Raw genomic sequence first — 11,583 nt, 5'->3', positions numbered from 1 at the left:
ACTTATATAATTTGAATATCTTCTTTATGAAATTGTGATAAGTTTGGCACTTCAATTACTTCATCGGTCAAAGTGAAAACGGATTCAAACGTTAGTCCGCCATTTTTTGTATATCCAATCGATGCCCCTTTTGGTTCAAACTTCCATCTGTTTTTGTTTTGGATGAGGAATGACATCGCCTCGTTAACGGTTCTTGTATCTAATCTGTAAAATTTCCCTTGACGATTTAAGTATATTTTATGTTTATGGGCTACAGCCAAAATATCATCGGAGCCATTGCAATCTTTTAATATCATATACATATCCCGATATTTGCTTCCATTGAAATTGGATTTATAGAACTCCATTCTGTGGGTAGTTCTGACAACATCTCTTACAAGATTACTTTTATTATCGCTTCCGGATATTTTTGAGGCAAACACATCACATCTTGTTTCATTATGAAGTTTATATTGGTTCATTAATGTGTAATATGTATTACTTGAATTTCCACATACAAAAACTTTTTTTATTTCAGGCAACCCTAAATTCATTAAATATAAAGCTCTTTCAACATAACTAGGCAGCAACAATGTAGCTGGAAGATAGACAGAATAATCTTTTTGTTTAATTACCATAGGTGCATTCATCTCATGGTGGCAAATGATTGATGCCCACGGTAACATACCTTGCTCAATTTTGGCAAACTTATTATTTGCTTTTTCAATGTACCAGGTTTTATGTGTGCCAGTGCTTCTCATTGACCTTATTCTTGGTATAGCAACAGTTGTGGCTGGTTCGAGTTGAGAAATAAAATTGGACGAACCAACGTTAAATTGGAATTTAGAGTAGATATCGTTATATGAATATGAAGGTATTATATTGAGTAACGACAAAGCAAAATCGTGGTTATCAAGCACATCACACTGCTGTCCAGACTCTTTGCTAAACTCACTTGGAGAGAAATTGGGGCCAAGAAGTATAATTGGTGGCAACAGTTTTTCTTCATCTTTTTGGCTCTTATTCTTGATACAAAACATGTTTACCTGATGGCCGTCACAATACTTAATTAGATCTGCAACAAATGCCCGTGTGTAACAACCTCCCAACATCAGTAATTGAGATCCTTGGGTCTGATACAGTGAAAATGGCACTCGCATAAATGAAGGTACTATAGCTTGACATTTGCCGGTAGAATAGTCAATGTGTAACAAACCTGCCTTACTGAGAATTCTCTTTGTATCCTAAAATCCGCAACTATCATCCAATACACGATTAAGGGTAGATTTATGAGTCGTTAGTAGTAGCTTTCAGTAAAAAGCAACAGCACAACATCAATATGTAGCCAACATCCCCTTACCCCACGATGCGACTTGAGGAAATACGCAGATTCTAACCGGAAAGAAAGGATTCTTATCCGAATTCTGTTTTGAAGGGTTTTGCATAAGCGCGGTTCTCTGTGTAGATATTCAGCACGTATTGCCTTGCAGTCATGATCCACTTGGCAGGTACGGAGATGAATCTGAAGACAAAAGCCTTTATGCGACTCGTTTTCTTGAGCCCAAAAGCCTTGGTGTCAAGCCTGCTCATGATGGTCTTGTAGAAATTGTGTATCAATGCAGTAAGCAGAAGAAAGACAGTATTCTCCGCCATGAATGACTTGGGGAGCCTGCTCCAACCGAATCCGTTGTTCATGTCGTCAAAGATACGTTCCTTGCCGCCACGCAGATTGTAGAATTCAACAATGTCCCTTGTCGATGACTTGTAATCGTTGGTCAGAATACAACGGTAAGTGTATTCGCCTTCCCATAGGTCAAGGTCGCCACTGTTGCGTCTTTGTCTCTGGATGACAAGACGATAGCACTTGCCTTCCCATTTCTCAACGAGAATGGAATTGAGTTCGAACTGGATGCCGTTAATCTCCTCCGTCTTCCATCCTCTCAGAGCAAAGATGTCATTGTAGAGCGAACTGCATCGGTTGGCACGGATGTAGAAATGTTTGCAATGCTTCTCTATCTCACTGACGATTTCCTTCGAGCAGGAACCGCAGTCTGCCCTGAAGCGATTTACACGGATGTTCTGGGATTCCAGAAGAGCGAAGAATCTCTTATGGGTGTCTGCCTGATGAAAACGCACATTCGTGTTGCCATCGCTGTTCTCGATATAGACTATCTTGTCACCGATAACATATACGCCAGGCCTGTAGCCGAGGAACTTTTTGTAGGTCGGTTTTGCATCATACTTCTCCGTTTCAAGAAACTGATGGTCAAAGTCAACATCGTATTCCTCAATTTCCTTCAACTCGCCTGTAGAAACCAAAGCGTTTATAAGCAATGTGTTGAGTTTGTCTGCAGTATTGAAATCATAGGTCTTGCCTTGGTCGGAAGTATAGGAGATGTTTTCCTGTGTCAGTTCCTTGATGGCTCTGAGGATGGTATCAGAGCTGCATGTACGAAGGGTAGGATGATACGAGAGATGGCGCATCAGTTGTGACGTTACGTCTTCCACGCATGAGCCGCCACAGAAATAAACGCTCATCAGCGAACGGACTATCTCGCTGAACTGATATCCGATGATACTGCGGCATCTCTGACCCAGTGTTGAGTCGATAACGGGTGAAAGCATGGAGTCAAATTTCTCCATGATTGAAAAAATTCCTCCAAAAGGTGTGAGTTTCTCAGATTTTATTTGTACCTTTGCCATGCCTTGTTACGATTTTCGCTTGTTTTCTAATTGCAACACTAAGATAAGTGAAAAATCTGACACGGCAAAATCCTGGGCAACTTTTTGTTGCTCAGGTACTTAAAAAGTTATATTTATAATAGTGTTGCGGAATTAAGGTGTATTACTTATGAATTCTTTTTGTTGTATATTAATGTTCAAACGGGTTGCTGCATAGCTAATACACTTTCTGAACTTTGCATGTGCTATTTCAGAGTACTTTGAATCGTAACAACATGCGGCGAGCAAATTTGTGAAATATAGGTCATCCGAAATAGAGTTGAAATCTTCTTTGTTGATTTGAAACAAGCCTCTGACATTCGCTGATTGATATTTGATATCAACATGATTGCCATAGTAAGTATGGTCATTTTCTGTCTTAGTGCCGAATTGGTCAAATCTGTATGCATATGACGGATCGTAAATTATACTTTGACCGCAGACATCTATACTGTAACAATAATTTGTGTTACCATTGTGCTCAAGACGGATATCCATGTAAGCAATTTCAGAACTTCCGATAGGCATTTCCTTGATATCCAAAATAATTCTATTATCTATCACTTTATAAGTAAATATGTCTTCCCTATCGCCCCCATTAAGATTCATAAAGACTTTTATGTCTTCAGGATTATAAATAGTTGGAATTTCAAAGTAAGGAAGTGCATTAATGAAATAGCAGCCATTGCTCTTCTTAATGCCTCCCTTCATAATTATGGTTGATGACTCTTGCCGTTCTGAGTTAGTAGCTACGTTTTGATAGTATTGGCCATTCAACTTATTCTCTGTATAGAAGATAGTCCAGTTCTCTCCAAACAAATCTCTTGTATCTTCATTGGGCCATTGCACCAGCGTGTTCCTATTATCTATACACCATTGGTTAAAAACAGACTCAGAACCATTACGGACAGCTATGATATAAGATTTTGCAGGTTTAATCGTTCTAGTTTGAATAAATAAGCTATCATCATACTCATAAAAAAAGATTACATTTTCAGTAGGCAATGGTGTGATATGATAACAGTTTTTCTTTAAAGCATAATCCTTCAGTTCTATTTCTTCTGATTGGTTTTGCAATTTTACAAATGATGTATTATAACCAGCCAGTGTTCCTGATTTCCCTTCATTTATGCAGAAACCACCTTCATTCACATATTGCTGTACAGTAGTGAGTAAGACGATTGAGTTCGTTTGTTCTTCATCATCTGGAATATATACACCCAATGCAAACTCACCGTTTACTATAGTTTCTTTGTAATCTTTCGTCTCCTTCCGTTGAGCTAAATTGCTTTCATAAACATCAATATCAAAATCGTCTATTACGGACTGAATCTTACGGGCTGATATTCCTTTATAATCGTTTGACGAGTAACAACTTAACAAGATATTTTTTAGTTCCTCATTAGCTTTAATATCTTTTAGAGAATTTATTATAAGGCCAATGATATCAACGAATGATTTTGAGTCAACTAATTTCCAGATACTCGACTTATATATGGCATCCTGTATCTTGTTACGTGTAGATGCAGAAAGCGGTAGATGATATAAGATTCTTCCAGCATAGTCTCCATAATCCGGATTATCACGATTATATTTGCTGGCATCTTTGTCGAATCTTCTATCAAAATCATTTATCGCTTTCCACAATATAGGAATGAAAGCTCTCGATTTAGGAGAAATGTCTTTCCCGACATTGTCCCATTCTTGCGTTTTGCCATTATCGAATTTCAAGATAACATAGATTACTATGGCAAAAAATGGCATATCATGGACTAATGGCTTTTCATTTTCTGAGAAACGAATCGTTCTATTACCATTTTTATCTTCATATTTATCGTAATATTTTATTTCGTTAGAATAAATATGGTTGGCAACTTCCAATACATTACAATCCTTATAATTCTTCTGACAAAAAATATCGGAGCATTTTTTGCTATCATCAGAAAATTTACAGCCTTTTTGGAGGTCTAAAGTATATTTCCTGCAAATAAATCTATTGTAATAAGCACAGAAATTCTTTACACTTGAAATAAATTCGTTCTGATAGTCATCTGCCTCAATACCTTTGCTTTTACCAATTTCTTCCAAGAGTTGTTTGTCTATGTGGAGTAAAATCTCGCTCTTTCCTTTCTTAAAGAAGTGCTCAATCAGACCATTATTCCAAAGAAAGTACTCATAATAATACTTATAAAAGAATCTGTCCATATCTGATTTAATTTAAATAATATTCCATTCAATGAAGTCTGGATATGTATCAGCAAGTTGCTTAAGCATTTTTCCAATCTCCGAATTCGTATCAGACAATGTTATTACCAATGTGTCTATCGGTCGTGTCAATGGCATAAGCGCCCATAACAGTACTTTTCGTTTCTTAGCCACCTCCGGATCAAAACATAATTCATCTTCAGTAGGCTTGTATGTATTTAATTTATATTGAATGAGTTCATCAAAGTTGGCACATACAACACACCATCCCTCAAGCCCTCTGCATGAATCATATTGAAACACACGGCATTGATCTTTTGTCGGGTAGGTAGTTCTATTCTTGTTGTTAATGCCATCAAATATAGGTATGCCGGCCAGGGTGTATGTTTCTGCTTTAGAAAAGGATTTATTACCTTTATCATCTGTTTTAACCAAAGTTGGAGGTTCAAGGATAAGTATGTCGTAGCTCTCACAGTTATTCCTCTCGCAATTAGCTTTGAGCATGTCGTATGTTGATTTCATGAATTTTGAGTAGATTTTAATCTCGCCACCTGGCAATTCATCATTCGGTTTGACTTTCCAATCAAGAGTGGCTAAACGAGCAAAAGCATTAACAAATGATACAAGATTGGCTTTCTGTCTTCGCTCCAATTCCATGGCTTTAGGTTTATGTACAAGAGACTTATCAACTCCTTTCTCCCAATTTTGACGGTTGCCTGTTCTCATAAATTGATCCACGCCATCAGCAACCACCAATCTGTTTGCGCCATAAATCTTGAAAAGAATTTTTTTCTCTAAATCCGAGAAGTCTTGCGCTTCGTCTATCAGGATATAGTCCCAATCGACTGTGTTTTCTGCCATATCCTTCAGAGCATCAATATCTTCTTTCTTGCATGTTTTTACTACAAAATCATAAAGTTGTTCTAATGCAAGATTATAGTCATTATCATAGGTTATTTTCAGTGGGTTCAGATGATTGACATCAACGCCAATCTCTTTCATCAATGTTTGGAAGAAAGAATGTATAGTCTTGATTGATACTGTACGTCCGTCAACTTTCGATGGCATTGGGGTATAGTCTATCAAACGTTTGATGTCACTCACCAAGGCGTTGTTGTAAGTAAGAATCAAGCAACGTTTTGCATAATTTTCATTCGCAAGAAGAAATGCTAATTGCAGTAACTGAACAGTTTTCCCTGTCCCTGCTCTTCCAGTGACAATAGTAAGTTTATTGCCAACGTCTGACAAAAGCTTTTCAACTTCTGTATTTTTTTGACTTAACAATTCGAATTTTTGTTTGGTCAGACCTTGTGGCTTTCTCTCTACTGTAAACAGGTCAACAATAGACTTATACTCCTTTGCACCATCATTAAAGCTATCCAAACAGTATCTTGACATCTCGGTTTTGATAACATTGGCTTGTTGGAGAATTACGTTAACAAGATCTCTGAATTTGAATCCTCTGTGCAATGCGTTGTCAATTGTGCAGCCTCTCATGTATGACAAATCTGTCTTTGACAATCCATTGAACCAAAGTACATCGCAAATAAACGGTTTGATATTCAATTGGTCATTTAGATGGTTGAACAATGAAAACTTCGCTTCACAACATTGTTGGGAGGCATTATGAGGAATACCGGAATAATAGACTATATAATCTGTGCCTTCACGTTTTACGCAATTTGCAGAGTGCGATTTAAGTTCTATGTTACAAATGAAACTTTTAATGTCCAACTCCTTTACTACGCTATAATTCTTGGTATTGATGTTCTTTAGGGTTAGATTTTCTATAAATCCCATAACAAGTATATCTATGTCATTCCGTTTCTGGCCGAAAATACGTATGCTTGTCATGATATATATTGTACCCTTCGCATTAGGATATTGAGCTAAATCCTCTTGGAGTTTGTTCTTCAATTGGTTTGCGGCTTCATCCTCTTGTGAAAGAAGGGTAGTATCTTTAGCAAAACTCTTAATGTGGATATTTATCATATTGTATTTATTTTGTGACTAATCAAGAATTACAAAACAGTTATAATATCTATCAGTCTTTTTTAATAATAAATTAGCATGATATTATTTAATCAATATTACTCTTATTATTGGAAGTTCACTGTTTTAACGCTACAGATTCTACAAAGAATAACTCAAATCTTCTTGTGCCTCTTTCAAACTATTTCCAATGCCATAATGAGTACCTTTTTTCACTACATAAAATCGGTATTCACTATCTATGCTATCAGAGTCAGTTATCTCCCGATACACGTCGAGGATGGGGGCAATAACAATCCAATAATCGTCGTGCTGCTCAATCACTTTATACAAATTGTCCTTGACATACATGTATCCGCTGTCCTTCCAAATTAGATGGTGCAGGTCGGCCGGAAGCTCTGTTCTTATATTCGAAGCGTTTGCCTGATTTTCATCCATCATTATCTTTCCTCCTACAATCAAGTTGTCGGGAAGTTCTTGAATAGGGGTGGACCTGATATCTATATTTCCGCCAACGATCAATCTGTCAGGAAGTTCTGTCAGGCCCGACTCACTCAAGTCCAGATCTCCATTGACGACCAGACCATCAGGCAAAGATTTCAGATTCTTACAATTGGATAAATATATATTTCCGCCAATGCGGATATTTTTCGGCAACGTTTCTATGTAGCTGCAATATGCTTCCAAATCATTTCCTATGATGATGTTTTCCGGCAATTGACGTATGGCTGTCTTTGCTATATTCAGATTGCCATAAACGGACTTAATGTCGGGAAGTGATTCAAGATTCTTACAGCCCTCCAGGAATAAATCTCCTGCAAAGACCGTACAGGCATCTGGAATTTTCTTTATATTGGGACAATCTATCAATACTAATTCTTTCCAGCAAGATGAATGAACGGGTAAAGTGTCTATTTCCGACTGGAATAGATATAATTGCTCCAGTTGAAGCGATTCCGGCAAATGGACTATGTTGGGGCATTGCTGTATGGAAAGATATTTGATGTCCAGATCCTCAGGTAATGATTTAAGTGAAAAGCAACCTTTTAAAGTCAGTCCATATACTTTGAGTTGAGATGGCAAACTATCTGTAACATCACCATTCAGGGTAACACACTCCATACCATTGTCAAGCATTGTACTTGAAACGCCGGCTATACTGTATAAATCTTCTTTCGTTATCATCATTCGCTATTTGGTTAACACATCGATTTTCCTGCTATAATTTCCCGAATCTTCTCTTTTATTTTGCTTTCTGTTGAATTTGGCGGTAAGTAGTCGGCCAACTTGATATATACGGTATTGATCACATCCTTAATGCGATTTTCCGCTTCTTCAATTTGAGGTTTAAGTCCCCAATAATCTATAATCTGTTCGTTGATGTTAGGCCAGTCAATCCTCGTTATCTCGCCTGGTGTATAGAACAGTGACAAGGGGACATTTATGTCGGCGGTTGTATATTCTACTTTAATGGTAGCGGTATTGTTCAAACATAAGGATCCGCCATTGACCGCCATACAGATTTGCTTCATTTTGCAGTCCTTTACAAACAATCTGAACCACCTGTAGGAAACGGAGAAACTGCCAGTACCCTCTGTTTCGGCTTCAAACGAGTATTCTCCTCCAAGGACTCTCGCTGTGACAAGACCCGGAGTTGCGACGCTTAAAGATAGTTTGTAAGCGTCCGAGTACTTTGCATGTTTCTTATATCCTGCAAATAATGCCTTTATTGCGGTGCTAAGAGATTTTTTGGTTGCTTTTATGGTAATAGTGTCATTCATAATACAATGTGAAATGAGTATAAAAGATTAACGGTGCTATTTTTGCGTGTACTTCATATACATATTTTCGACCTTCTTCCTCATTTCTTCTCTGAGGTATTCAGGTTCGAGGATTTCAATGTCATCAGCGTATGAAAGCAATAAGTTCGTTAGCTCTTTATTGGGTTTGACTTTAATGGTAATGATTCTATATCCATCTGTTCTTTCAGACTTCAGCTCAGTTTGTGAAGAATGGATAGGTTTGGATTCAATATATGGGTATCTTTTCTCCGATACTTTAAGCTTGATCTTTACAATCTCATTATGGCTCACTGTTACGCCGACAATGTCTTCAAAGTATTCATCTATATTAACAGGACTATCGCGAAACTGGATGCTCTCGTTTATTTGTAGAGACTTTATTCTATCAATTGCCAAATTAGTAAGGTTGTTGGGAAAAGAATCCGTGCTGCATATCAAAAACCATCTGTTGTTAAATTGCTTGATAGAATAAGGATGAGCGACAAACTGAATGGAAGATTTACCGTAGGGTTCATATTCTATATTTAAAACAACTTTATTTAAAATAGAATACAGAATTTGATCAAAGTGTTCTACCCCTTTTAAAAATGGATTATCTTCAAACTCCAAGAAATTGGAATCTATTTTAGATGATAGAAATACAGGAATATGCGATATGAGCATACGCATAGACTTAAAAATAGGTTTTTCTGAAAATTCCGGTTCAGAAAGTAATTTCAATATATTGTCAATAGAAGTCATTATCCAATCATTAAAATAATCGAACGGAAAGGGACAAAGGACATTTTCATATCTCAAAATCTTTCTTCTTCCCAGTTTGATATTAACAAAATCTTCTTTGCTGTTAAATTCAGCCAAATCAGCTTTTAATTGTCTAAGCTGTATGGTGTCACAGTCAATATCTCTCAAACGGGCATTTACTGTTTCAAGTAAAGTCTCGTACGTATATTCTCTGTTTACATCGCGAAGACAACAGTCTATAATTTTATATCTTTTATATAAATGCTTATTGATAGGCATAATTCTTAATTTAAAAATAACTTTATTGAGGTACTCAAAGAAAAAAATAAATGCTTGACGTTTTGTATATTATTGATATTTAATATATTAGATCTTCTTTTATAATAAATTGATATTATATACAAAATGTACATGCAATAATCGTAATTTTTTTCAGTATATGCAAATAAGTTGTTGACTATTTTATTAATAAATTAAGAAGTGTGCTTAAGGCTCAAGTTTCGCATTTGCGAAACTTGAGTAACTAACCTTAATTTAGTTATCGTCGGATGGGTTGTCACTTCCAACCGTTCTTGCATCATCAAACATTTTTTTCATCGTTGGATTGCCGCGTGTAAGTCTTTTGATCGAAAGGGCTTCAGTGTCATTGTTGGCAAGTCTGAGATAATTTGCAGAGCTCATAAGATCTTCTTTCATTTTTTGAAGAGATATGATCGCTTTGTCAATATCTTCAATCGCTTTGTTGAACTTTGCGCTTGCATGTTGGTAGTGGTAGCCGAATTTGTCTCTGAAGTCATTCAGCTTGTTTTCGAAATTTGTCACATCTACAGACTGTTGGCGAGCGATGATAAGTTCCTTTTGGTATTCTATACTCTTTCTGGAAGCTTGGGTAAGTAAGGATATAATCGGCATAAAGAATTGTGGACGGATGACAAACATTTTAGGATAGCGATAGGATACGTCTACAATACCTTCATTGTACAAATCATTGTCGGGTTCCAACAGTGAAACAAGAATGGCGTATTCGCAGCCTTTATCTCTCCGGTCTTTATCCAGTTTGGCAAAAAAATCCTCGTTCTTGTGCTTGGTAGCTGTTTCGTCCATCTCATTCTTCATTTCAAACATCATTGAGATATATTCAATATTATCTATATAATCGCGGAAAATAAAATCTCCTTTGCTTCCATGGCTGGCATCGTTGTCCTTATCAAAGTATGCATTGGGGTACATACTTGTACGCACACGATTGAATTCATTACTGCAATGAACTTCAAGTGATTCGCCTATCATCTTTGTCGATAGTTTCGCTTTCAGGTCTTTATAGTAATCTACGAGTTCCTGTTTTTGCTTGAGTTGCCGCTCGTAATCTTCTTTAATGCTGGCTTCCCGGATGGTAGCTTCCTTTTGTTTTAAATCAAATTGACTCCTCAACTCAATTAAAGAATTTTCTTTTGTTTGAATGAGGTCTTTTACTTTATTGCGCTCTTCAAGAATAGCAACCTGTATGTTGCTTTCATTTTGTTTAATAATCGATTTCAATCGTACAATTTCCTCATTGGTTTTTGCACGCTCTGTTTCCAATTCCAGTTGCTTAGCTTGGTTGAAGCTGTCTAAGCGAGCTTGAAGTTTAACGATCTCGTTCTCTTTTTTCGATAATTCGATTTCTTTTGAATTTAATTGTTCCTGATATTTCTGACTGATTTTCATCGAATCTGCTTCTTGCTGGATTTTGTTTTGTTTCATTATCTCTTTGAGGCGAGATTCAACTTCAGCATCAAATTCCAGTGTTTTCACTTGGTTAACAATGGAGGCATAGTCTGCTTCATCTACTGAAAATACACTTCCGCAATTGGGGCATTTTAACTCTTTCATACACTTAATCAATTTAGAATTCTAGACTAGATTTGTTTTTGATACAAAGTTAAATATTAACTATGCAGATTTTTTGCATGAAGATAATTTAATTATGTGCCAAGTGCCTCTTTGGGAGAAAAGCATTGTTATCGATGGGCGAAAGCACTGTTTTGGGGATAGGAAAGCATTGCTTTGTGAGGTTATCCGCATTACTCGTGGAAATGGACATCTTTTTTATATGTTTATTGGCGTGTCGGTTGTATTTTTGTAAGCCGTAAAAGTGGAATGA

General features: G+C 36.7%; 8 protein-coding genes. All 8 read right to left on the bottom strand.

Going from position 1 to position 11,583, the window contains the following annotated elements; translation table 11 throughout:
- Positions 1 to 2: 2 nt before the first annotated feature.
- Entirely contained in the window at positions 3 to 1,019 is a 1,017-nt protein-coding gene (locus tag BQ8005_RS08900) for a hypothetical protein (protein WP_159436231.1), read from the bottom strand.
- A gap of 373 nt (positions 1,020 to 1,392) precedes the next feature.
- On the bottom strand, positions 1,393 to 2,682 hold the full coding sequence (locus BQ8005_RS08895; RefSeq protein WP_005815306.1) for an IS1380-like element IS612 family transposase: 1,290 nt from the start codon (positions 2,680 to 2,682) through the stop codon (positions 1,393 to 1,395).
- 132 nt (positions 2,683 to 2,814) lie between these two features.
- Positions 2,815 to 4,905: a hypothetical protein gene (locus BQ8005_RS08890; protein ID WP_075317802.1), complete on the bottom strand. Its 2,091-nt coding sequence runs from the start codon at positions 4,903 to 4,905 to the stop codon at positions 2,815 to 2,817.
- A gap of 12 nt (positions 4,906 to 4,917) precedes the next feature.
- The gene (locus tag BQ8005_RS08885) at positions 4,918 to 6,897 is read right to left on the bottom strand and encodes a UvrD-helicase domain-containing protein (RefSeq protein WP_075317801.1); all 1,980 of its coding nucleotides are present in this window, start codon (positions 6,895 to 6,897) and stop codon (positions 4,918 to 4,920) included.
- Positions 6,898 to 7,038: 141 nt separating this feature from the next.
- Positions 7,039 to 8,085: a hypothetical protein gene (locus BQ8005_RS08880; protein WP_075317800.1), complete on the bottom strand. Its 1,047-nt coding sequence runs from the start codon at positions 8,083 to 8,085 to the stop codon at positions 7,039 to 7,041.
- An 11-nt stretch (positions 8,086 to 8,096) separates the two neighbouring features.
- Entirely contained in the window at positions 8,097 to 8,678 is a 582-nt protein-coding gene (locus BQ8005_RS08875) for a hypothetical protein (RefSeq protein WP_075317799.1), read from the bottom strand.
- Between the two features lie 36 nt (positions 8,679 to 8,714).
- Entirely contained in the window at positions 8,715 to 9,719 is a 1,005-nt protein-coding gene (locus BQ8005_RS08870) for a WYL domain-containing protein (RefSeq protein ID WP_075317798.1), read from the bottom strand.
- 255 nt (positions 9,720 to 9,974) lie between these two features.
- Positions 9,975 to 11,312 (bottom strand): DUF2130 domain-containing protein, encoded by a 1,338-nt coding sequence (locus tag BQ8005_RS08865; RefSeq protein ID WP_075319069.1) that lies wholly within the window; start codon positions 11,310 to 11,312, stop codon positions 9,975 to 9,977.
- Positions 11,313 to 11,583: the final 271 nt, after the last annotated feature.

Origin of the sequence: Bacteroides togonis (assembly GCF_900130135.1) — a bacterium.
Taxonomy (GTDB): Bacteria; Bacteroidota; Bacteroidia; order Bacteroidales; family Bacteroidaceae; genus Bacteroides; species Bacteroides pullorum.
This window is presented reverse-complemented; position numbering and strand designations above follow the sequence as displayed.